Raw genomic sequence first — 22,541 nt, forward strand, 5'->3', positions numbered from 1 at the left:
AAGCAATGACCTCAGCAGATCTCATTGAGCAGTACGGCCCGCGCGAGTCGATGGAATACGACGTCGTGATCGTCGGCGGCGGCCCGGCTGGGCTGTCCGCGGCGATTCGCCTGAAGCAGCAGGCGGCTGAAAAAGGCGCTGAAATTGGCGTGTGCGTACTGGAAAAAGGCTCGGAGATCGGGGCACATATCCTCTCGGGCGCGGTGATGGATCCGCGCGCCATGACCGAGCTGATTCCGGACTGGAAGGAAAAAGGCGCTCCGCTGACCGTGGATGTGACCGAAGACAAATTCCTGTTCCTCACCGAAACGGGTTCGAAGAGCGTGCCGGTCTGGGCGCTGCCGGATAACTTCAGGAATCACGGCAATTACGTGATCAGTCTCGCGAACGTGACGCGCTGGCTGGGTCAGCAGGCGGAAGCACTGGGCGTCGAGATCTTCCCGGGTTTCCCGGCTGCCGAGATTCTCTATAACGACGACGGTTCGGTCAAAGGCGTCGCGACCGGCAATCTCGGCATCGGCAAGGATGGCCAGCCGACCGAGAACTTCCAGCTCGGCATGGAACTGCACGCGAAATACACGCTCTTCTGCGAAGGCGCGCGTGGGCACCTGGGCCGTCAACTGAACGAGCGGTTCAAGCTGCGCGAAGGCGTCGATCCGCAGGTCTACGGTATCGGCATCAAGGAACTGTGGGAAATCGATCCGTCGAAGCACCAGCCCGGTCTGGTGATGCACACCGCCGGCTGGCCGCTGGAGAACGACACCTACGGCGGCTCGTTCCTGTATCACATGGATAACAACCAGGTGGTGGTGGGCTTCGTGGTCGGGCTCGGCTATACCAATCCGTATCTGTCGCCGTTCGAGGAATTCCAGCGCTACAAGACGCATCCGGCGATCCGCGCGATTCTGGAAGGCGGCAAACGCGTGTCGTACGGCGCGCGGGCGATCACGGCGGGTGGCCTGATGTCGCTGCCGAAGCTGGTGTTCCCGGGCGGCGCACTGGTCGGCGACGATGCGGGCTTCCTGAACGCGTCGCGGATCAAGGGCTCGCATGCGGCGATCAAGACCGGCATGCTGGCCGCCGAAGCGGCGTTTGAAGCCGTGCAGGCAGGCCGCACCAGCGATGAGCTCACCGCCTATCCGGAGAGCTTCAAGACCTCGTGGCTGCACACCGAACTGCATCGCGCGCGCAACTTCAAGCAGTGGATGAGCAAGGGCCTGTACCTCGGCACGCTGATGGTCGGCATCGAGCAGAAGCTGCTGGGCGGCAACGTGCCGTGGACGCTGCATCACCAGCACTCGGATCACGAGATGCTCAAGCCCGCGTCGCAATGCAAGCCGATCGTGTATCCGAAGCCGGATGGCAAGCTGACGTTCGACCGGCTCTCCTCGGTGTTCATCTCGAACACGAACCATGAAGAGAACCAGCCCGCTCACCTGACGCTGAAAGACCCTTCCGTGCCCGTGAACGTGAACTGGCAGACCTACGCGGGTCCTGAGTCGCGTTACTGCCCGGCAGCGGTGTATGAGTTCGTGAAGAACGACGACGGCAGCGAACGCCTCGTGATCAACGCGCAGAACTGCGTGCACTGCAAAACCTGCGATATCAAGGACCCGACGCAGAACATCGTGTGGGTCACGCCCGAAGGCGGCGGCGGTCCGAACTATCCGAACATGTAACTTCCTTGCGCGCGCGCTGAGGCAAGCTGCACGCGTCAAGTCGAATTCAGGAGTCTCAAGTGCAAAGAGAAGTTGTTGTTGTCAGCGGTGTGCGCACCGCGATTGGCAAGTTTGGCGGGAGTCTGAAGGACATTCCGCCCTCCGAACTCGGAGCGCTTGTCGTACGTGAGGTTCTGGCGCGGGCCGAGGTTGCGGGAGATCAGGTCGGCCAGGTCATATTCGGCACGGTGATAGCGACCGAACCCAAAGATCTTTACCTGTCGCGCGTCGCCGCGATCAACGGCGGCGTCAGCGAAACGACGCCGGCATTCAACGTCAATCGTCTGTGCGGCTCGGGCTTGCAGGCTATCGTCTCCGCGGCTCAATCCATTCTGCTCGGCGACGCCGACATCGCGATTGGCGGCGGTGCGGAAAACATGAGCCGTGCCCCGTACATTACGCCTGATGCGCGCTTTGGCGCACGAATGGGCGACACCCGCCTGGTCGACATGATGCTCGGGGCGTTGAGCGATCCGTTCCACTCGATCCCGATGGGCGTGACGGCCGAGAACGTCGCAAAGAAGTACGGCATTACGCGCGAACAGCAGGACGCGCTCGCAGTCGAGTCGCATCGGCGCGCCGCCCATGCGATCGCCGAAGGCCGCTTCAAGGATCAGATCCTTCCGATTACGCGGACCGTAAAGGGCCAGCGGGTCGTCTTCGACACCGACGAGCATGTGCGTCTGCAACTCGATCCCGCTGAGCTGTCCGGCTTGCGACCCGTGTTCCAGAAGGAAGACGGCACGGTGACGGCAGGCAACGCGTCGGGCATCAACGATGCGGCGGCCGCTGTTCTGCTGATGTCGCGCGAAGCGGCGGACGCGCGTGGCTTGAAACCGCTGGCCCGGCTCGTGTCGTACGCGCATGCCGGCGTCGATCCTCTCTATATGGGTATCGGCCCGGTGCCCGCGACGCGCATCGCGCTCCAGCGCGCCGGCCTTGGCATCGGCGATCTCGACGTGATCGAGGCGAATGAGGCCTTTGCCGCGCAGGCCTGCGCCGTGACGCAGCAGCTTGAACTCGATCCGCGCAAGGTCAATCCGAATGGCTCCGGGATTTCGCTCGGCCATCCGATCGGCGCGACCGGTGCGCTGATTACCGTCAAGGCGCTATATGAACTGCAGCGTATCAACGGGCGCTTCGCGCTGGTGACGATGTGTATCGGAGGCGGCCAGGGGATTGCGGCTATATTCGAACGCTTACAATAGAAAAGATGTGTCGCATTGCTGACAAGGAATAGCCATGACAATCAACACCGTTGGGATAATTGGTGCAGGTACGATGGGCAACGGCATCGCTCAGGTCGTTGCGGTTGCGGGATTGAAAGCGGTCATGATCGACGTCAATGAGGCGGCGCTCGCAAAGGGTCTGGCCACGTTGACGGGCAGCCTCGATCGGCTGGTCGCCAAGGGCAAGCTCGACGCGGCGGTAAAAGAAGCCGCCCTCTCGCGAATCGAGACTTCAACCGACTATCAGCGCCTCACCGCCGTCGACCTCGTGATCGAAGCCGCCACGGAAAATACCGATCTGAAGATCCGCATCTTGCGGCAGATCGAATCGGTGGCGCGGCCGGACACGATCATCGCGTCGAACACGTCGTCGATCTCGATCACCGCGCTCGGGGCGGCGCTTACCGATGCGTCGCGCTTCATCGGCATGCACTTCTTCAATCCGGTGCCGCTCCTGCCACTCGTCGAAATCATTCGTGGCATACAGACCAGCGCGGCCACGATTGAAGCCGTACGTGAGTTGACAGTCAAGCTCGACAAATCGCCGATCAGCGTCAAGAACGCGCCGGGCTTCGTGGTGAACCGCATTCTGGTGCCGATGATCAACGAAGCGTTCTTCGTGCTCGCCGAAGGCATCGCGACGGCGGAGGAGATCGACCTCGGCATGCGCCTCGGCGCGAATCACCCGATCGGTCCTCTGGCACTGGCGGATCTGATCGGTCTCGACGTTTGCCTGTCGGTCCTCGACGTCTTCCTGAAGGACTTCGGCGATTCGAAGTACCGCGCGAGCCCGCTGCTACGCGAACTGGTGGCGGCAGGCCGTCTCGGACGCAAGGTTGGTCAGGGCGTCTATCGCTACGACTAGAGCTGGCCCGGTCACTGCCGAACCAATGCGCGCCTGAGCCGTTCTGCCATGAACGGCTGCGCGCCACTCCATAACAACGTGCGCGAAACACGGTCTGGGTCCATGCCGCACAGGACGCAATCGTGGCTTTTTCGCGACACGTGGGAGGTTGCGAAATCGAGCCGATGGCCTATGGTTCGATGCCGGCACGCCGCGCCCGCGGCGTGAAACCGCCCGCAAGCCTGCTGCACGTCGCAGGCATTTTCATCAGACACAGAGTCGCGTCATTGTTCCTGATTCTGGAAGGAACCAATCCATATCATGCGATATGAGGCAAAAAACCGACCGACTATGCTCCCGGTTACAGCCTCACCCAGCCACTCTTCAAGGGCATTCGAGGCGGTCAAATAATCAATCATACTTAGGACACCCGTCTGATGAAAAACGTCGTATTTTCCAGTGCCGTAGGTTCGCTCTTCGTCCTCGCCGCGTCACCGGCATTCGCGCAAAGCTCGGTCACGCTGTATGGTCTCGTTGATACGGCACTCCGATATCAGACGAATGCCGGCCCGGATGGCAAAGACCTGGTCAGCATGACGGTCGGCCCGGAAACTCACAGCCGTTGGGGCCTGAAGGGCACTGAAGACCTGGGCGGCGGCCTGTCCGCGATTTTCCGCCTTGAAAATGGCTTCGAACTCAACTCCGGACAACTGCATCAGGCCAACACGCTGTTCAGCCGGCAAGCGTATGTAGGTCTGTCCAGTGACAAGTACGGCACGCTGACCTTCGGTAACCAATATGCGCCGCTCTACGACACCATGGGCGATGTGTTCGACCCGTTGACCGTCGGCGACTACTGGCAAGACAGCTGGGCATGGAATGGTATCGGTCCGTACCTCACGATCAACAACTCGGTCAAATACAAGGCATCGTTCAATGGCTTGAGCATCGACGCGATCTATGGCTTCGGCAATCAGGCTGGCGCAGTCGGCCTCGGCAGCACGTATGGCGTGGAACTGACGTATACCCACGGCCCCGCATCGCTCGACGCGGGCTTCCAGCAGACCTCCGTGACGTCCGCGAACGGCAGCCTCGTCAATGGCGCGAAGATCAACATGCTGCACGTCAGCGGCGCGTACCAGATCACCCCCACCGTACGCCTGTTGGCCGGCTGGCTGCGCGCGCAGGATCGCAGCGGCACCACCGACGCCAATATGCAGCAGGCCGGCGCGCCGAAACTGCCGGGCAGCAGCCCGAACCGTATCGACGACACGCTCTACATCGGCGGCAACTGGCAGGCAACGGCGCCGCTGCTGATCACCGTGGCCGGCTACTACGGTCGCGCTCGCAATGCCGAGCGGATCGACGGCACGCTCGGTTCGGGTATCAACTACTCGGCCACTGTTCTCGCCGAGTATTCGCTGTCCAAGCATACGGAAGTGTATGGCACGGTCGACTTCGCGCGCGGCAACGGCGCGTTCGCCGCCGACTACCCAGGCTCGACCAACCCGGCGACCGGCGTTGTCGATACCGTCGGCCGCACCAACAACGTGGGCGCGGCAGTCGGCATCCGTAAGATGTTCTAAATCTGCATGGGACGGATCTACGGCCGGCGTCAGCCGTTGCCCTGCAGGTCCGTCTCCGGCACATCGACGGGAGGCGGGCTCCTCGCCCCCGCGCGACCAGTTCCATGACTGGCAGCCGCAGCGTTTGCGCCATCGCGTCGATCGTGATCGGCTGGCCGCCGTCCTGACCCAGCAATGTGACGACGCTTCCGGTCCGCGCCTGCGCGATTTCGTGAGGCTCCGTGAAGAACCGACCCACGCTCGCCGAGAGCGTCAAGTTATCGCGCGCGATGCCTTCCGCATGACACAAACATGACGGAATCAAGGCAGCTGGCCTCATATAAAAAAGATCGTTCACCTGCGCCTTGCGCAGAAAAGTGTCGCCCAACCGTCTCTTGACCCAGATCAACAGCGACGCCCAGGGCACCGCTAAAGTCAACCTCACGATTCTTGTTGCGACGCACAATCATGGAGCCTACGCGCGCTCCTCCACGCGTCCGCAATACCGTCGTGCCGGGGAACGTCGACTGTCACAGGTAGTTCTCGTTTCGCCGCCATGCTCTGCAATAGCTATCCCGCTGTCGTCGGTTCGTTCGGCCACGACGCCGCGCGCTCAGACAATCAAAAGGAAATCAGATGGACATTCGCTCCAGGTTGGCTCCCGCGGAAAATCGTGCACTGCCTGACGGATCTGCCGTCTCCGCATCCACTGCGCCCTTCCGGGAACTAGACCACGCCAAGGAAGCCATGATCGCGCGATTGACGGCGGGCCTGTCACCGGCGGCGCTGGGCGCGGCATTCTCCGACTGGCTCATCCATCTCGCGGCGGCGCCCGGCAAGCAACTGGAACTCGCCTCGCTCTGTGCGCTGAACACAAGGCGTGTCGCCGACTATCTCGCACATGTGGCCACGGGCGCTTACGCGCCCTTGCCGGCGGAACCGTCGTCGCAAGACGACCGCTTTCGTGGCGACGCGTGGCAGACCGAACCCTACCGGCTGTGGCAAACGACATTCCTGCTCGCCGAGCAATGGTGGAATACCGCGACGCGGGAAGTGCCCGGCACCACTCGGCACCATGAAGACGTCGTGTCGTTCGTGGCGCGCCAACTGCTCGATACGCTGGCGCCGACCAACTTCCCGCTCACCAACCCGGAGGTGTTCCAGCGCGCGATGTCGACAGCGGGCATGAGCCTCGTGCAGGGCGCGCACAACGCGCTCGAAGACGCGACGCGCCAGGCGAGCGGCATGCCGCCCGCAGGTCTGGAACAGTTCAAGGTGGGGGCCGATCTTGCGGTCACGCCGGGCAAGGTCGTGTTTCGCAATCACCTGATCGAACTGATTCAATACAGCCCCGCGACCGACGAGGTCATCGCCGAGCCGGTCCTGATCGTCCCCGCCTGGATCATGAAGTACTACATCCTGGACCTGTCGCCGCATAACTCGCTGATCCGTTATCTGGTCGGGCAGGGACACACCGTGTTCTGCATCTCGTGGCGCAACGTCGACGCCGACGACCGCGACCTAGGCCTCGAGGATTACCGGCAGTTGGGCGTCATGGCTGCGCTGGACACCGTCTCGAAGATCGTCCCCGGCCGCCAGATCCACGCAACCGGTTATTGCCTCGGCGGCACGCTGCTGTCGATCGCGGCGGCAGCCATGGCGGGCTCGGGCGATAACCGGCTGGCGTCGGTCACGCTATTCGCGGCGCAAACGGATTTCACCGAACCCGGCGAGCTGCAGCTCTTCATCGACGATAGCGAAGTCTATTTCCTCGAAAGCATGATGTGGTCGCAGGGCTATCTCGACGCCCGTCAAATGGCCGGCGCGTTCCAGCTCCTGCAATCAAACGACCTCGTCTGGTCGCGCATCGTGCACGACTATCTGCTCGGCGAACGCGCCCCGATGATCGATCTGATGGCGTGGAACGCAGACGCCACGCGCATGCCGTACCGGATGCACTCGGAATATCTGCGGCAACTCTTCCTCGACAACGACCTCGCCTCCGCCCGGTATCAGGTCGACGCGCGGCCGGTCTCGATTCGCAACATCCGCGCGCCGATGTTCGTGGTGGGCACGGAACGCGATCACATCGCGCCGTGGCGTTCGGTCTACAAGATCCACGATCTTTCCGACACGGCAATCACGTTTGTCCTGACGAGCGGCGGTCACAACGCCGGGATCGTCAGCGAGCCGGGGCATCCGCACCGCCAATTCAGAATCAAGGAGACCGCCGCCGACGATCTGCGCGTGAGCCCCGATGAATGGGTGCCCGCAGCCGCCCAACGGGAAGGCTCGTGGTGGCCCGTCTGGTCCGATTGGCTCAAGGCCCGCTCGAGTCCCGAGCGTATCGCGCCGCCGGCCCTCGGCAACCAACCGGGCGCCGAGGCGCTCCCGGACGCCCCCGGCACCTACGTCTTCCAGCACTAGGAGGCATTCGTGAACGATCTTCTGCTGCATAACCGGACCTTCGATGAACTGGCGATCGGCGAATCCGCATCGCTCGTGCGGACAGCGGGGCAAATCGACATCGACCTGTTCGCCGCCGTGTCGGGCGATGTCAATCCCGCGCATACCGACGCGACCTTCGCGTCGAGCGACCTGTTTGGCCATATCGTCGTTCACGGCATGTGGACCGGCGCGCTGATCTCCGCGCTGCTCGGCACCCGGCTGCCGGGTCCTGGGACCATCTATCTGGATCAGGAACTGCAGTTCCGCCACCCGGTCGCGCCGGGCGACACGATCACCGCCACGGTGACGGTGAAAGAAAAACGCCCCGAGAAGCGGATCGTGCTGCTCGACACGCGCTGCACGAATCAGAAGGGCGACACCGTTCTGCTCGGCACGGCCACGGTGATTGCACCGTCGGCACCGATCGTGTGGCATCCCACCCTGCAACCCGAAGTGTCCGTGCGCCGGCACGACCGTTACGAGGCATTCATTCGCGAAGCGCGCACTCATACCGCACTGCGCACGGCCGTCGTGCATCCCTGTTCACCGGATGTGATTCAGGCGGTCTTCGAAGCGCGTGACGAAGGCCTGCTCGATCCGATACTCGTCGGTCCCGAAGCCAAAATCCGCGCCGCCGCCGAAGCCGCTAACGTGAGTCTCGCCGGCATCACGATCGAAGCGGTCGCGCACAGTCACGCCGCCGCCGCGCGCGCCGTCGAACTGGGCGCCGCCGGCCAGGTCACCGCGTTGATGAAAGGCACGCTGCACACCGACGAACTGCTCTCCGCGGTCGTCGCTGCCGGGTCTGGCCTGCGAACCGGCCGGCGCATCAGCCACGTGTATGCGATGGACGTACCCGCTTACCCTAAACCGCTGATCGTCACCGATGCGGCGGTCAATATCTCGCCGACTCTCGCGCAAAAACGCGATATCTGCCAGAACGCGATCGACCTGCTGCATGTTCTAGGCATCGAGCAGCCGCGGGTCGCCGTGCTCGCGGCCGTTGAAACCGTCAATCCGGCGATGCCGACCACGCTCGACGCGGCGGCGCTCACCGTGATGGCCGCACGCGGCCAGATAACCGGTGCGCTGGTCGACGGCCCGCTCGCCTTCGACAACGCGATCAGCCTCGCCGCGGCGACGACCAAAGGTGTCCACTCCCCGGTGGTCGGTCAGGCGGACATTCTGCTGGTTCCCGATCTCGAAGCCGGCAACATGCTGGCGAAGCAATTAGTGTATTTCGCCGGCGCCGACGCCGCGGGTCTCATCGTCGGCGCGCGGCTGCCGATCATCCTGACGAGCCGCGCCGATAGCCTGCGGGTGCGCCTCGCATCGGTCGCGCTTGCCAGGCTCGTCGCCGAAAGCCGCCTGAGCGAACTGCTCGCATCATGAGCGCCCCTCTTCTGCTCACCTTCAACCCCGGCTCGTCGACGGTCAAGATCGGGCTGTTTCGCGTCGTCGCCGGTGAAGCCGTGAGAATCGGCCAGGGCATGATCGACTTCCGGCATCAACCCTTGCAGTTGCACCTCGTGAATGGCGGCAAGACAGCAGACATTGCCCTGCGGTCTGCCGTCACCGAAGATCTGCACGACGTGCTCGACGAAACGCTCGGCTGGTTCGCCACGCATTTTCCGCTCGACGATCTCGTGTCAGTCGGCCATCGCGTCGTGCATGGCGGCGATCGCTTCGCCGGTCCCGTCGCCATCACGGACGAAACGCTTGCGGCCATCACCGCCCTCGTCCCGCTTGCGCCGTTGCATCAGCCCCAGAGCGTCCGGCTGATCCGGGCGATCCGGCATCTGCGGCCGCATCTGCTGCAGGCCGCGTCGTTCGACACGGCATTTCACCGTACGCAGACTGCGCTGGTCCAACGCTTTGCGATTCCACGCGGACTCTTCGACAAGGGCATCAAGCGCTACGGTTTTCATGGCCTGTCATATCAATTCGTTCACGGCCAGCTCGAACTGCAATTCCCGCAACTCGCACGCGGCAAGGTCGTTGCCGCCCATCTAGGCAGCGGCGCAAGCCTGTGTGCATTCGAGGCCGGCGCAAGCCGCGACTCGAGCATGGGTTTCTCGACACTCGACGGAATTCCCATGGCCACGCGATGCGGCGCGCTCGACGCCGGGGTTCTTCTACACCTGCTCGAACAGCACGGCCTCAGCGTCGACGAGGTCGAACACATGCTCTATGAGCAGTCCGGTCTGCTCGGGGTTTCCGGTATCAGCGCGGACAGCCGCGAACTGCAGGCGAGCCACCGCCCGGAAGCCCGCGAGGCGCTGGAGCTGTTCGCCTTTCGCATCGCGGGCGAGGCCGCGCGGCTCGCCGCCACGCTAGGCGGCCTCGACAGTCTCGTCTTCACCGCCGGGATCGGCGAGCATCAACCCGCGGTGCGCGTTGCCGTATGCGAGCGCCTCGCGTGGCTGGGCGTCGAACTCGATCGCGAAGCGAACGACAGCAACGCACGTGTGATCAGCAGCGCGCGCAGCCAGATAACGGTCCTCGTGCTGCCGACCGATGAAGAGCAGATCATCGCCAACGAGGCGATTGCGGTATTGCATCGCGAGGCATTGAAATCGTGAATTCCATCATCGACCTTTCGGGCAAGCGCGGCCTGGTCGTCGGCATTGCGAACGAGCACAGCATCGCCACCGGCTGTGCGACGCTGTTTCGCGCGGCCGGCGCGGAACTCGCCGTCACCTATCTGAACGACAAGGCCGAGCCGTTCGTCCGCCCGGTTGCCCAGACGCTTCGTGCGCCTCTCGTCATGCCATGCGACGTGCGTGTTCCGGGTCAGCTAGAAGCCGTCTTCGAGACGATCACGAAAGAGTGGGGGCGGCTCGACTTCGTGCTCCATTCGATCGCCTTCGCACCCGCCGACGACCTGCACGCGAGCCTCGTCGACTGCTCGGCCGAGGGCTTCGCCCTCGCGATGAATGTGTCGTGCCATTCGTTCATCCGCATGACAAAGCTCGCGTTGCCGCTGATGCCGGACGGCGGCAGCCTGATGACCGTGAGCTTTCTGGGCGCCGAGCGCGCGGTGGATCATTACAACGTGATGGGGCCCGTCAAGGCCGCGCTCGAATCGAGCGTGCGTTACCTTGCCGTCGATCTGGCGGCACGTCGCGTCCATGTCCATGCGATCTCGGCAGGCGCGGTGAAAACACGCGCCGCATCCGGCATCGACCATTTCGATGCACTGCTCGACGACGTCCGCACGCATACGCCCGCGCAGCATCTCGTCACGATTAACGAAATCGGCCGGATTGCGACCGTGCTCGCGAGCGAGGCGGGGATGACACTAACCGGCTCCACCATCTACGCGGACGCGGGCTTTCATATCACGGCGTGAACCTATCGAGCCCGTGCGCGCGGCTGATGCGGATTCCGGGCCCACCCGGCTCTCGATAAACAAACGATTTCTTCGCTTTCTAACAGGAGCATGCGATGACAAGAACGGCGCTCATTACCGGCGGAGTCAGTGGAATCGGAGCGGCAACAGCAAGACAGTTGCAAGGCGCCGGCTACTCGGTGATTGCCAACTATTTCGGAAACGATGCCGAGGCCGATGCATTTCATAAAGAAACGGGCATTCCCGTCTTCGGCTGGAACGTGGCTGACTTCGATGCCACCCAGCAAGCGATTGCCACGATCGTCGCGCAATCGGGCCCGATCGATGTGCTCGTGAACAATGCCGGCATCACCCGTGACAGCACGCTGCACAAAATGACGCTGGAGCAATGGCGCAGTGTGATCGACGTGGATCTGGGCGGATGCTTCAATACGTGCCGGGCTGTCATCGAAAGCATGCGCGAGCGCCGCTTTGGACGGATCGTGAATATCAGTTCGGTCAACGCGCTTTCCGGGCAGTTCGGCCAGACCAACTATGCCGCAGCCAAGGCGGGGCTGATCGGCTTTACCAAGGCGCTCGCGCTCGAAGGCGCATCGCGAGGCATTACGGCCAATGTGATCGCCCCAGGCTATACGGATACGGGCATGGTGCACGGTGTGCCGGACGACATTCTGAAAACGATAGTCAGTGGCGTGCCGGCGGGAAGACTGGCGACGCCGGATGAAATCGCGCGCGGCATCGTCTTCCTGGTCGCGGATGACGCGGCGTTCATCAACGGAGCCACGCTGTCGATCAACGGTGGCAAATATATGGCGTAGGCGGGACGGGCGCCGTCCTCTGGACGGATGAACGCCATGGCGGGCGAATCGGCGGAAATGTTTCCGCGCGATGCGCCCGCTCTCACACTAGATGTCTCGCTATCCGATCGTCAGATCGTCGTTGACCGCGTGTACGCCAGGCGCGGCCCATGCCGCTCCGCGCGCGATCGATCGCTCCGCATACGAGCCGACCTTGCCCGTCAGCGTCACCGTGCCGTCCCGCACGCTGACGCCAATGCGATCCGCTTCGCGCTCGACGTGACGCACGAGGGCTTTGCGGATGCTGTCGCCGATATCCTCCCCTGCCGGGCTCTCATGCACGTCGATGAGATTCGACACTCCCCTCACGCCACGCATGGGATTGATCATGCGCGTGGCGAGATGACGCTGATAGGCGCGCTCGAGCCTGCCTCGCAATGTCACCCATCCGTTGTCGACTTGCACCTGGACGTGGACATCGGATACGCCAACGGTCCACTTCAGGATCGACCGGACAGCGTTCGCAATGTCCTCATCCGTTCTGACGTCGCTGTGGGGCAGGCGAATATCCATTCTGGAAACTACCGTCTTCACGCCCGCCACCCGTTTCGCCGCCTTCTCGGCGGCCAGCTTTTCCGCATAACTCGACGGATGGCCGGACAGCGTGACAACCCGCTCTTTCACCTCCACGTCGATGTCCGCCAGCGACACCGCAGGATCCCACGCCAACTCGTCCGCAACTTCTGCCTGCAACTGCCGGTCCGTTTTCATTGCGCTCTCCTGTCATTTCCCTGTGCTCATCTGCCTGAATGACGGCTGATTTCGCCGTCACGCAGCACCGTGATCGACGCTCGCGCGCCAGAGATCCGATCGCGCGCATGACCATGACGTCTTTCCAGCGCGCAGTTCACCAAGCCCTTCGTCGATTCATCTCGAAGCGCTGCTGAACTCAGCATAGCTTTCGAAGCCGCCGCGCCAGTTGAGTTACATCAATGCCTGACTGGCGCGCGCCGGCGTTCGGATAAGCGCTCCGCGGCCTGTCGCCGATGCAGCGAACTAGCCAGCGCCTGCGTGCGCATCAGCCGTGCTGCCCCGCATGATGCGCTGTAATGGCAAGCGGGAGTTCGCAGTCGATTTCAGACTTCCGTGCGCGTGACGCTCGCAACGACGCCGCTCTCGGCCTTTTGCACAGGGAACGTTGTGAGACACAGGCTGCCGGCCCCGCGGATACAACCTGTCGCCAGATCGAAGCGCAGGCCATGCGCCGGGCAACGCAATACGTGGCCATCGAGTTGACCACTCGCAAGCGACGCGCCATTGTGGGGGCACGAGTTTTCGATCGCGTAAACGGTCCCTTCGATATTGAAGATGACGACGCTGCGGCCGTCGACGAAGACGAGCTTGCGCTTGCCGGGGGGCAATTCATCGACAGTGTCGATCGGAATCAGCCGTGGCGCTTCCTGGCCGCAAGCCGTGGAGCGATTGCTTTGACTGAGCACGCCGACTCCTCAACTGAGTTCACGGATGAATCCCGACGCGCGTGGCCACTCGCCGTATCCCGAGGCGGGGTTGAGATGGCCGACTGCTCCGACGTCGACTAGCCGGCTGCCCCAGTCGCTCGCCAGCTGGGTGACCTTCTCGATGCTCGCGAGGGGATCGTTCGTGCTGGCCGCCACGATGCTCGGGAACGGCAGCCGGGTTCGCGGCGTGGGCAGCCAACCGTGCTCGCGCAGCACATCGAGTGCCGGATAGCCGTCCGGCAACGGCGTTTCGAAATCCGGCGGCGCCGCCAGCAGCGCGCCCTGGATGTCGCGCTGATGATGCTGCGCCCAGTGCACCGTCATCATCACTCCGGCACTGTGCGATACCAGCACCACCGGACCCGCGATGCTGGCAAGCGCCTGATCGAGCGCCTCGACCCTGGCGGCGCAGTTCAGCTTGTCGCGTTCCAGTGGCGGCACCACGCGCGCTTTGGGCAGCTTGCGGGAGAGGATCGTTTGCCAGTGATCCTCCACGTGATCCCGAAGGCCGGGAACGATCAGGATGGTTGGCGGTGAAGAAGCTGTCATTGCACGTACTCGAACAAAAAATATTAGCGAGGTGTGGGCTGGTCGCGCGTTGCACTCAGGCGGCGCAGGTCTTTCGCATAGCTGCGCTTGCCCGCGAAGAACGCGATTGCGCCAACAAGGGGGACAATGGGCACGATCTGCAAGGTGCCCAGCAGGCCGATTCTGTCCGCGATCATCCCGGTCAGCACGGCGGCTGGTGCGAGGCCCATCAGGTTATTGGCGAGCGTCAGCGTCGCAAAAGCGGAGGCGTGAATGGATGAGGGTGTCAGGTTGGCCACCATTGCACCTGACGGCCCGGAAGCGCCGGCGCTGACGAACATGCCGATACCGATCAGCACAAGTTGCAGCGCGCCGGCATGTAAGCGGAAGGCCGTTCCCAGCACTGCGAACGACACCATGCAGTAGGCAATGGCGGTGATCCACTTTCTTACCGGCACCGCGCGGCTGATCCGGTCGGTCAGCATGCCGCACACCACCATCCCGAGGCCCGTCAGCAGGACGAATCCCGACGCGGCGACCGCGGCGCTGCCGGGTGTCATCGCGTAATAGCGGTTCAGGTAGCTGGGCATCCAGGCAAACAGGGCAGCGGGAACGAACAGATGCAAGCCGCTGCCGACGTACGCGCACACGACGGACCTGGAAGCAAAGAGTCCCTGCACCAGCAACCGCAAGCTGAGCCGTACGCCGGGTTTGCACGGAGCGGCGACACTGACTTCCGCCCGAAGCCGCGCCAAGCGCTTTTCCGTCACGACGATGCGATAGACGATGAGGAGCAGAAGGCCGAAAGCGGCCATCGAGCCGAAGGACCAGCGCCATCCGAGGTGGGCTGCGATGCCACCGCCTAACGCCATGCCGAGTACGGAGCCGAACGCGCCGCCCGCCATGAACGCGCCCGTGAGTGTGGAGCGCAGATGGGCCGGGAATACGCTCAGGACGAGCGCCACGCCGACGCTGCCATACGCCGCTTCGCCCAGCCCGACGAACGCACGCGCCACGAGCATTTCACCGTAGCTGGTCGAAATGGCACAGCCCAGCGTTGCAAGACTCCACAGCCCCGCCATCAGCGCGATGCTGTTCACGCGGCCCCAGCGGTCGGCGAGGACGGACAAAGGGAAAGTCAGCACACCGACCATCAGCGCGACGATGCTACTGAGCGAACCCAACTGCGTATCCGACAGCGCCCATGTCGTCTTCAGCAACGGAAAGACCGCATTCAGAACCTGACGTGACATGTAGTCCGACAACAACAGCCCGAGTGTCAGCGCGAACACGGTCCATGCATACGTGCGTGAGATCGCCGGGGCGGAGTCGATCTTGCCGGTCTCGAGCTCGATATCGTGAAAGTACAAAATTGTCTCCTCCAGTGCTCGGCGACGCGGTTCTCTCGTGCACATCGCTGCGCACCGGACCCCTTTGAAGGCTGGGCATCACGCGACGCCCAGCTTTCGCCATGAGACTGTCAATGTTGATGGGGATGCCGCAAATTTCAGGCAACCTGCAGCGGTGCGTACTTCGTCGCGCCGCGGCGGTTCGGCATCATCCCGTTGGCGTTCAGCGTTGCGTCGATGTCCTTGTATTGCACACCGATCCGGTAAATCTCGCGCGCCTCTTTGCCGGTCGCGATCTCCCGGCCCAACTCGCGCGCCACCCGCACCGTCTGTTCGATCTGCTGCACCGAACTCATGCGCTCGCCATGCTGGTCGATGATCGTGTCCTCGATACCGCAACGGGGATGCAGGCCCATCGCGAGGGCCATGGTGTTGAACGGCAACACGTTCTTCAGCAGGGACTCGGCGGTCAGCGTGCAGCCGTTCGGCGCGCGATGAATGAAATTGAAGAAGTTGAACGGGTTGGGGCCGTCGAAGCCGCCGCCGATGCCGATCCAGGTCAGGTTCAGCGGCCCCTTGTACGCCCCTCGTCGGACCAGCCGCTCCAGCGTTTCCAGTGCATGAATGCCGGTCAGCTGAAAATGCGGCTGAATGCCGGCGGCCTGCAGGCGCCGCAAGTGCTCCTCCACCCACGCCGGGCCCGCCGGCACGGTCATTTCGCTGTAGGCCGCCTTCAAGGCTTCATTGGCCAGCGAGGTGCCCTCCAGGTACTCCGGATACAGCAACTCCATGATGTTCATCTGCGTGGTGTTGATCGCGACCGTCACCTGATCGGGCTTCGGTTCGAGGTCGGCCAGCATGTGGCGCGTGTCGTCGGACAGCCACTTGGCGGCCTGTCCGTCGTCCTCTGGCGCGAACGAGATCGAACCGCCCACCTGGATGATCATGTCGGGCACTCTGGCGCGCACGCCCGCGATCAGTTCGTTGAACTTCGAGAGCCGTTTCGAACCTTTGCCGTCGAGTTCGCGCACGTGCAGGTGAAGCACCGTCGCGCCGGCGTCGTAACAGTCAACGGCTTTCTGGATCTGTTCTTCCATCGTGACCGGAATGTCTTCGGGGAAGTCAGCCGGCATCCATTCGGGTCCGTACGGTGCGACCGTGATGACTACGGGTTCCATGTTTTCGGGGTGCAACGAGTCGTCGAGAAATTGCATTTTTTCCTCTCTGTTTCCGTGAGATTGACGCGAGACGGCAGGGCCGCTGGCGTCGGTGATCAGAAGGGCACGTCGCCGATGATTCCCGCGCGTTCCATCTTGCGGTGGCAAGGCGGGTAATCCATCACTGCGTAGTGCTGGGTGCTGCGGTTATCCCAGATCGCGATGCTGTTTTTCCGCCAGCGCCAGCGCACCTGGTACTCGGGAATCTGCGCCTGGCTGAGCAGGTAATTGAGCAGCAGGCCGGCTCCGGGGTTGGCGTCCTGGCCGAAGCGAACGCGCTCTGGCGTGTGATAGTTCGTGAAGTGCGTCGTGAAGGCGTTGACGAACAGGACTTGCTCGCCCGTCTCCGGGTGCGTGCGAACCACCGGGTGTTCGGCATCCGGATATTGCGCTTTCAGCGCCAGCCGCTTTTCGATCGGCATGGCCGCGCCAAAGCTTGCTTCGATGCTGTGGCGCGCTCGCAGATCGGCGATCTGTGCCTTCACGTGGGGCGGCAGGTTTTCATACGCCAGCACCATGTTCGCCCACATCGTGTCGCCGCCGACGGGCGGGCATTCGACACAGCGCAACACGCAACCGAAAGGAGGCGCGGCGCGCCACGTCGCATCGGTATGCCACGCGTTTTCATAGCGATCGTTGGGCTGATCCGGGGTCTTGTAGATCCGCACGAGTCCCGGATGCTCCGGGTCACTGCCGGCCACCGGGTGATCCTCGAGTTCGCCGAAGCGATGCGCAAAGGCAACGTGTTCTTCGCGGGTGATGTCCTGATCGCGCAGGAACACGACGCGGTGCTTCAGCAGCGCGGCGCGGATGGCAGCGAACAGCCCATCGTCATGGATCGCGTCGGCGAGATGCACGCCGAGCAATTCCGCGCCGATACTGCAGGTAAGGGGTTCGATCCGCATGGCTTTTTCCTCAGACGAACAGTACGGATGAGCCGGTTGTCCGGCGCGATTCGAGGTCGCGATGGGCCTGGGCGGCATCCTGCAACGCGTAGCGCTGATTGATTTCGATCTTGATGCGGCCGGCCGCGACGTGGTCGAACAATTCGCCGGCCAGGGCGTCTTTTTCGGCGGGATCGGCGATGTAGTCGGCGAGCGCCGGGCGCGTCAGATAGAGCGATCCCTTCATCGCAAGGATTTGCGGATTGAACGGCGGAATCGGTCCGGACGCGGTGCCGACGCAGACCATCAGGCCGCGTCGCCGTAGCGAATCGAGCGATGCGTCGAAGGTGTCTTTGCCAACGCTGTCGAATACGACGTCGACGCCGGCCCCTTCAGTCAATTCGCGCACGCGTTTCGCGACGTCCTCGCGGCTGTAGTCGATCGTATAGTCGCAGCCATGCGCGCGGGCGACCGCCGCCTTGCTTTCGTTCGAGACCGTGCCGATCACGATCAGACCGAGCAGCTTCGCCCACTGCGACACGATCAGTCCGACGCCGCCGGCGGCAGCGTGCAGCAGGATCGTGTCGCCGGGCCGGAATGCATGGATGCGCCGCAGCAGATAAGCGGACGTGAGGCCGCGCATTGTCATCGCAGCGGCTGTTTCGCACGAGATGCCTGCGGGCAGCCGGATCAGCGGCGCAGCCGCGATTATCCGCTCGCTGCTATAAGCGCCAAGCGTGTTGAGAAAACCGGTGTACGTAACACGGTCGCCCACCGCGACGTTCGTCACGTTCGGACCGACCGCCTCGACAATGCCCGCCGCTTCGACGCCCATGCCCGCAGGCAAAGGCATGGGGTACAGGCCGGAGCGGAAGTAGGTGTCGGCGAAATTGAGTCCGATTGCTTCATGGCGCAGGCGGACCTGGCCGGGGCCCGGATCGCCCACGACGACCTCTTCCCAGCGCAATACTTCGGGGCCACCCGTTTCGTGCATTCGAATTGCATGTGCCATTCATGTCTCCAGTCTTTGTGAGGGCTTTTGGACGCGTGTTCTTTACAGCGTCCGGGTGTTCGGCTGTTCATCGGCGCAGCCGGCGCCAAACGCTTGCGCCAGTGCGTTCCAGTCCGTGTCGCTCAAATAGCGCCGCGCGGCTGGCAGCACCACGCCTTCCTTGCGGCCCATGTTTTCCCAGGTGAACTGCGCGCATGCGCGCAGACCCTCTTCGAGCCGCACGGCGGTTGCCGCGAATTCGTCATTGCTTGCGATCAACGGGCCCAATTCGTCGAACATCTGCATGGCACGTTGATGCTGCCGTCCCAGCTCGTCAAGTTCCGCATCGACCGCGGAGGTGCGTTCGCGCAGTCGCGCAAACAGGGCTTCCGTCATCGCGTTTTGTTTCGGCTTCAACTCGTTCAGCCGGCTGGCGAGCGCGTGCAACGTTGTCGGCTCGTACTGTGGATTCGTCCCGCGACTCACCCGGGCGGCGCGGAGCGCGGCATGCAGGTGCGCGGAGATAGCGCGTTGCCCGGCAAGCAGAATGCCGATCGCCCGTACGACTGCCGGACGCGAATCGATCGCGCAGACCAGCACCGCGATGCCGCCGCCGTCGACCGTCGTCGTGCCGTCCGCCGATGTTCCGGCCGCCGCCGGGCGCGGAGCGACGCAGATCAGATCGCAGCCCTGAGCATGGGCAAGCGCGGCAAGCGGCAGCGGCGCATTCGCGCCGGGGGTGGCGAGCGAGCACGGCACGCCTTGCGCCCGTGCCGCTGCTTCGGCCCGCACGAGCAGTTCCCGGGTCATTTCGCCGTCGGCCGGCTGCGCGTCTCGATCGACTCCCGCATCCAGACGCGAGCCCGTGAGTGCGGCCGGCAGCGGGCAGAATGTGATCCGCGCACCGATCGACTGGGCGAATTCGACCGCCTGACCCAGCGCTTCGATTGAAGCGTCGGCGCCGTCGACTGGGACGAGAAGGTGACGGTACATGAGATATATTGCTCACCGATAGGCTGTGTAGGCCGGCCGAATCGGCATGTGAAAGTGAGACCTTTCCCACACCGTAGACCCGTTGAACCATAGCGTAGTCCGTCGGCGCCACGTGCGCCCCTCCCTCGAAGGGAGGGGCTTGACGCATGCAAACAATCCGACCCATCCTGTAAACGTGCTGTCGGCAGAAGCATCCCGCCCTGCCGCGCCGCAACGTAGTCCAATCTCGCCAGATGTCCACCACTTCCTTTGGCAGTGAATCCGCTACGACAGAGATCGTCCTGAAGACGATCCCGCCGCGCGCACCGCTCCATCTGCTGGCGCGCTCACGCCTGAGCGCGGTAGGACCGTCGTTCAATCACCAGCCGCTCGTGCTGGTGCAAGCGCCCGCCGGATTCGGCAAGACCTCGCTGCTCGCCCAGTGGCGGCGCGAGCATCTGACTGCCGGCGCCACGGTAGCGTGGCTGCTTGCCGACGAGCGTGACGACGCCGACCACCTCCTGCCGGGCCTGGTTCATGCCATGCGCACGGCTTGCGCGCGGCCCGACTTCGGCCGGCTGCTGCTGGAGGGCGCGCCGGCAGTCGCCGGCGGTCTGGATGGCGCGACCGCGTGGCTCGCCGAAGTGGCGCGGCTGTCGCTCGATGTCGTGCTGTTCATCGACGACGCCGACCGGATGCCGGCCGACGGCGCGGAAGTGCTCGCGTACGTGTTACACAACGCGCCGCCGAACCTGCGAATCGTCGTTGCCGCGCGCAGCGGGCTCGAAGTGGCTTTCGGCGATCTGCTCGCCTATGGACAGGCAATGCTGGTCGGTCCCGAGGTGCTGCGCTTTCGTCTCGACGAGACAATCGCGCTGATCGGCAACCGCTTCGGCCCGCGCATCGACGCGGATGCCTGCGCGCGTTTGTTCGAAGCGACGGACGGCTGGCCGCTCGGTCTGCAACTCGCGCTCGCGGCCATGGCGCACGCGGCGGACCCGCGTCAGACCGTCGACGCGCTGGCAACCGGCCCGGGCCGGGCGCGCGATCAGCTCGTGGGCGCGTTGCTCACCAAGCTCTCCCCTGAAGACGAGGCGTTTCTCACGCGGATCAGCGTCGTCGACATGCTGCATCCCGACCTGTGCGCGGCGCTGACCGGCGACGCCGGCGCGCCCGAACGGCTGCTCGGTCTCGTGCGGCAAACTCCGGTGTTCATCACGTCCGAGGACGGCCCGTGGTGCCGCTTGCACATGCTCGTGCGCGACGTGCTGCGCGAGCGCTTGCTGGCGCTCGACGCCGGCGCGCAGACCACGCTCCACACGCGAGCGACGACGTGGCTCGCCGCGCACGGCATGTTGCAGGAGGCCGCCTATCATGCGCTGGCGGCCGGGCAGTACCAGACCGCCTACGAGTTGGCGGACCGGTGGCTGCACGATGCGGTCAAGCAGGGCCACCTGGCCACCGTGCTCGACTGGCTCGACCGGCTGCCGGAATCGGAACTCGAACGGCGGCCTCGTCTGCGGCTCGCGGCGGCCTGGGCACTCGCGCTCGGTCAGCGGCACAAGGAGGCGCGCTGCCAGGTGGAGCGCGTTCTCGCGGCGCCGGGCGTCGACACCGAGTTGCGCTACGAGTGCGCGCTGATTCTGAGCGCGGCTGCTTATTACGCTGACGAACCCGACCGTTTTGTCGAACTCTTCGAGCCCTGGGCGGACCATCCGCCCGACGGCGCATCATGGCTCGCGCAGGTCCACGCAAACCGCTTGTCGGCACGCTCCGTCCTGTTCGGCGAGCCGGCGCAAGCGCGACGTTTCCAGCAACGCGTGCCGCGCGGACAAGTCGGCAAAGGGCACGGCTATCTGGCGCGTTGGGGCGATCACATCGTTGCGTTGAGCTACTTGCGCGAAGGCCAGTTGCGCCTTGCCGAAGAGGTCGTGATGCCGGCGCTGACGAGCGCCGAGGCCGATTTGGGCCGGCGGCATCCGCTTACCTGCATGTTCGCGGCGATCGGTGCGGCGCTCAGCTATGAGGCCGATCGGATCGACGAAGCCGCCGCGTTGCTGGCAAACCGGCTGGATGTGCTCGAGCGCGCCGGTACGCCCGAGACGGTGATACTCGCTTACTGCACCGCCGCGCGCGTCGCGGGCGTGCGCGGCAGCGAGCACCGCGCGCTCGACCTGCTCGAAGCGCTGCACGCAATGGGCCTCGCGCGGCGGCTCCCGCGGCTGCGCATCGTCAGCGTCGCCGAGCAGGTGCGTATTCATGCGAGCCGGTATCGCGCCCAGACATGCGACGCCCTGGTGCGCAGCATCGACGAGATCCTGGCTGACGCGGCTATACCGCAAGGACCGCTGTGGCGCGGGTCAGTGGCCCTGCTGCGGCTCTTTGCAGGCGCCCGCGCCGACCTGGCGGCGCGGCGCAACGACAGTGCGTTGCATACTCTCACCGAGGCGGCGGAACTCGCCCAGACGCAAAAGCTCGGTGTGCCGCGCATCGAATTGATGGCGCTGCGCGCATTCGCGCTCGAGCAGACCGGCGCAAACGGCCTGCCGCTGCTGCGCGAGGCGATGAACCTCGCGCAGACCTACGATCTGACGCGAACGCTCGCCGATGCCCATCCGGCGCTCGCGGACTGGGCAAGACGCGTGAGCGCGGAACAGACCGATTCCCCCGAGACCGCTCACGCGATCGCCGTGCCGCGCATTGCGCGGCCGCCCGCGCTGCGCGGCACGGCCAATCCCCGCGCGGTGCCGAGCGTCGTGCTGACGCCAAAGGAGCGCGAGATCCTCGAACTGCTCGCGCGCAACCTGTCGAATAAGGAAATCGCCACGGCCGCGACGGTCGGCGAGGGCACGGTGAAGTGGCACCTGAAGAACCTGTTCGGCAAGCTCGACGCCAGTTCGCGCAAGCATGCGGTGCGTCGCGCGCTGGTCCTCGGCCTGCTCGAAGAGGCCTGACAGGGGTTCAAGCGGCGTGTCTCGCAGACCAGGCGCGCCGGTGCGCGCGCGGCTGATCCACCAACACTGAGTGTTTTCCATACCCCTCCCGTCACGGGAGGGGTTCGCACGCTGGGCCTTGCGTATTCTTGCCTGCACTAGCCGGCACGATGCCGCCACGATTCCCGGTGCAG

General features: G+C 64.1%; 18 protein-coding genes. 10 read left to right on the top strand and 8 right to left on the bottom strand.

Features of this window, described 5'->3' with window-relative positions; all coding sequences use genetic code 11:
* Positions 1–5: 5 nt before the first annotated feature.
* The 9 genes from CJU94_RS27555 (at position 6) to phbB (ending at position 11,974) form a co-directional block, all read left to right on the top strand.
* Entirely contained in the window at positions 6–1,679 is a 1,674-nt protein-coding gene (locus CJU94_RS27555; RefSeq protein ID WP_095422825.1) for an electron transfer flavoprotein-ubiquinone oxidoreductase, read from the top strand.
* A 59-nt stretch (positions 1,680–1,738) separates the two neighbouring features.
* Positions 1,739–2,926, top strand: a complete 1,188-nt coding sequence (gene bktB, locus CJU94_RS27560) for a beta-ketothiolase BktB (RefSeq protein ID WP_095421780.1) — start codon at positions 1,739–1,741, stop codon at positions 2,924–2,926.
* A 34-nt stretch (positions 2,927–2,960) separates the two neighbouring features.
* Positions 2,961–3,812, top strand: coding sequence for a 3-hydroxybutyryl-CoA dehydrogenase (locus CJU94_RS27565; RefSeq protein ID WP_095421781.1), 852 nt, complete (start codon positions 2,961–2,963; stop codon positions 3,810–3,812).
* 416 nt (positions 3,813–4,228) lie between these two features.
* The gene (locus CJU94_RS27570) at positions 4,229–5,377 is read left to right on the top strand and encodes a porin (RefSeq protein ID WP_095421782.1); all 1,149 of its coding nucleotides are present in this window, start codon (positions 4,229–4,231) and stop codon (positions 5,375–5,377) included.
* 615 nt (positions 5,378–5,992) lie between these two features.
* The gene (locus CJU94_RS27580) at positions 5,993–7,783 is read left to right on the top strand and encodes a PHA/PHB synthase family protein (RefSeq protein ID WP_095421783.1); all 1,791 of its coding nucleotides are present in this window, start codon (positions 5,993–5,995) and stop codon (positions 7,781–7,783) included.
* Positions 7,784–7,792: 9 nt separating this feature from the next.
* Complete coding sequence (locus tag CJU94_RS27585; RefSeq protein ID WP_095421784.1) at positions 7,793–9,196, top strand: bifunctional enoyl-CoA hydratase/phosphate acetyltransferase; 1,404 nt, start codon at positions 7,793–7,795, stop codon at positions 9,194–9,196.
* Positions 9,193–10,386 (top strand): acetate/propionate family kinase, encoded by a 1,194-nt coding sequence (locus tag CJU94_RS27590; RefSeq protein ID WP_095421785.1) that lies wholly within the window; start codon positions 9,193–9,195, stop codon positions 10,384–10,386. Before CJU94_RS27585 ends, CJU94_RS27590 begins: the two co-directional genes overlap by 4 nt.
* 8 nt (positions 10,387–10,394) lie before the next feature.
* The gene (gene fabI, locus CJU94_RS27595; protein ID WP_208645424.1) at positions 10,395–11,156 is read left to right on the top strand and encodes an enoyl-ACP reductase FabI; all 762 of its coding nucleotides are present in this window, start codon (positions 10,395–10,397) and stop codon (positions 11,154–11,156) included.
* 95 nt (positions 11,157–11,251) lie between these two features.
* Positions 11,252–11,974 carry an acetoacetyl-CoA reductase gene (phbB, locus tag CJU94_RS27600; protein WP_095421787.1) on the top strand — a complete coding sequence of 241 codons (723 nt, stop codon included), beginning with the start codon at positions 11,252–11,254 and terminating at the stop codon, positions 11,972–11,974.
* A 99-nt stretch (positions 11,975–12,073) separates the two neighbouring features.
* On the opposite strand, the gene CJU94_RS27605 is transcribed toward phbB, so the two are convergent.
* The 8 genes from CJU94_RS27605 to CJU94_RS27640 all read right to left on the bottom strand — a co-directional run bounded on the left by CJU94_RS27605 (position 12,074) and on the right by CJU94_RS27640 (position 19,435).
* Complete coding sequence (locus tag CJU94_RS27605) at positions 12,074–12,724, bottom strand: BON domain-containing protein (RefSeq protein WP_095421788.1); 651 nt, start codon at positions 12,722–12,724, stop codon at positions 12,074–12,076.
* A 365-nt stretch (positions 12,725–13,089) separates the two neighbouring features.
* On the bottom strand, positions 13,090–13,401 hold the full coding sequence (locus tag CJU94_RS27610) for a Rieske (2Fe-2S) protein (protein ID WP_095422826.1): 312 nt from the start codon (positions 13,399–13,401) through the stop codon (positions 13,090–13,092).
* Positions 13,402–13,461: 60 nt separating this feature from the next.
* The gene (locus tag CJU94_RS27615; RefSeq protein WP_095421789.1) at positions 13,462–14,022 is read right to left on the bottom strand and encodes an RBBP9/YdeN family alpha/beta hydrolase; all 561 of its coding nucleotides are present in this window, start codon (positions 14,020–14,022) and stop codon (positions 13,462–13,464) included.
* A gap of 23 nt (positions 14,023–14,045) precedes the next feature.
* Positions 14,046–15,371, bottom strand: coding sequence for an MFS transporter (locus CJU94_RS27620; protein WP_425272202.1), 1,326 nt, complete (start codon positions 15,369–15,371; stop codon positions 14,046–14,048).
* 137 nt (positions 15,372–15,508) lie between these two features.
* Positions 15,509–16,564, bottom strand: coding sequence for a beta-keto acid cleavage family enzyme (locus CJU94_RS27625; protein ID WP_095421791.1), 1,056 nt, complete (start codon positions 16,562–16,564; stop codon positions 15,509–15,511).
* Between the two features lie 59 nt (positions 16,565–16,623).
* Positions 16,624–17,472, bottom strand: coding sequence for a TauD/TfdA dioxygenase family protein (locus CJU94_RS27630; RefSeq protein ID WP_095421792.1), 849 nt, complete (start codon positions 17,470–17,472; stop codon positions 16,624–16,626).
* A gap of 10 nt (positions 17,473–17,482) precedes the next feature.
* Positions 17,483–18,463, bottom strand: coding sequence for a quinone oxidoreductase family protein (locus CJU94_RS27635; RefSeq protein WP_095421793.1), 981 nt, complete (start codon positions 18,461–18,463; stop codon positions 17,483–17,485).
* A 42-nt stretch (positions 18,464–18,505) separates the two neighbouring features.
* On the bottom strand, positions 18,506–19,435 hold the full coding sequence (locus CJU94_RS27640; protein ID WP_095421794.1) for a universal stress protein: 930 nt from the start codon (positions 19,433–19,435) through the stop codon (positions 18,506–18,508).
* Between the two features lie 233 nt (positions 19,436–19,668).
* Here CJU94_RS27640 and CJU94_RS27645 point away from each other — a divergent pair, with 233 nt between their 5' ends.
* Positions 19,669–22,368 (top strand): winged helix-turn-helix domain-containing protein, encoded by a 2,700-nt coding sequence (locus CJU94_RS27645; RefSeq protein ID WP_095421795.1) that lies wholly within the window; start codon positions 19,669–19,671, stop codon positions 22,366–22,368.
* Positions 22,369–22,541: the final 173 nt, after the last annotated feature.

The sequence above is a fragment of the Paraburkholderia aromaticivorans genome (assembly GCF_002278075.1).
Lineage (GTDB): Bacteria > Pseudomonadota > Gammaproteobacteria > Burkholderiales > Burkholderiaceae > Paraburkholderia > Paraburkholderia aromaticivorans.

Excerpts from the sequence above, each read along its gene's own strand:
- CJU94_RS27570 (WP_095421782.1), top strand. The coding sequence starts at position 4,229 with ATGAAAAACGTCGTATTTTCCAGTGCCGTAGGTTCGCTCTTCGTCCTC.
- CJU94_RS27630 (WP_095421792.1), bottom strand. The coding sequence starts at position 17,472 with ATGCGGATCGAACCCCTTACCTGCAGTATCGGCGCGGAATTGCTCGGC.
- CJU94_RS27580 (WP_095421783.1), top strand. The coding sequence starts at position 5,993 with ATGGACATTCGCTCCAGGTTGGCTCCCGCGGAAAATCGTGCACTGCCT.
- phbB (WP_095421787.1), top strand. The coding sequence starts at position 11,252 with ATGACAAGAACGGCGCTCATTACCGGCGGAGTCAGTGGAATCGGAGCG.
- CJU94_RS27625 (WP_095421791.1), bottom strand. The coding sequence starts at position 16,564 with ATGCAATTTCTCGACGACTCGTTGCACCCCGAAAACATGGAACCCGTA.
- CJU94_RS27645 (WP_095421795.1), top strand. The coding sequence starts at position 19,669 with ATGTCCACCACTTCCTTTGGCAGTGAATCCGCTACGACAGAGATCGTC.
- CJU94_RS27615 (WP_095421789.1), bottom strand. The coding sequence starts at position 14,022 with ATGACAGCTTCTTCACCGCCAACCATCCTGATCGTTCCCGGCCTTCGG.
- CJU94_RS27565 (WP_095421781.1), top strand. The coding sequence starts at position 2,961 with ATGACAATCAACACCGTTGGGATAATTGGTGCAGGTACGATGGGCAAC.
- CJU94_RS27590 (WP_095421785.1), top strand. The coding sequence starts at position 9,193 with ATGAGCGCCCCTCTTCTGCTCACCTTCAACCCCGGCTCGTCGACGGTC.
- CJU94_RS27640 (WP_095421794.1), bottom strand. The coding sequence starts at position 19,435 with ATGTACCGTCACCTTCTCGTCCCAGTCGACGGCGCCGACGCTTCAATC.
- CJU94_RS27555 (WP_095422825.1), top strand. The coding sequence starts at position 6 with ATGACCTCAGCAGATCTCATTGAGCAGTACGGCCCGCGCGAGTCGATG.
- CJU94_RS27605 (WP_095421788.1), bottom strand. The coding sequence starts at position 12,724 with ATGAAAACGGACCGGCAGTTGCAGGCAGAAGTTGCGGACGAGTTGGCG.
- CJU94_RS27635 (WP_095421793.1), bottom strand. The coding sequence starts at position 18,463 with ATGGCACATGCAATTCGAATGCACGAAACGGGTGGCCCCGAAGTATTG.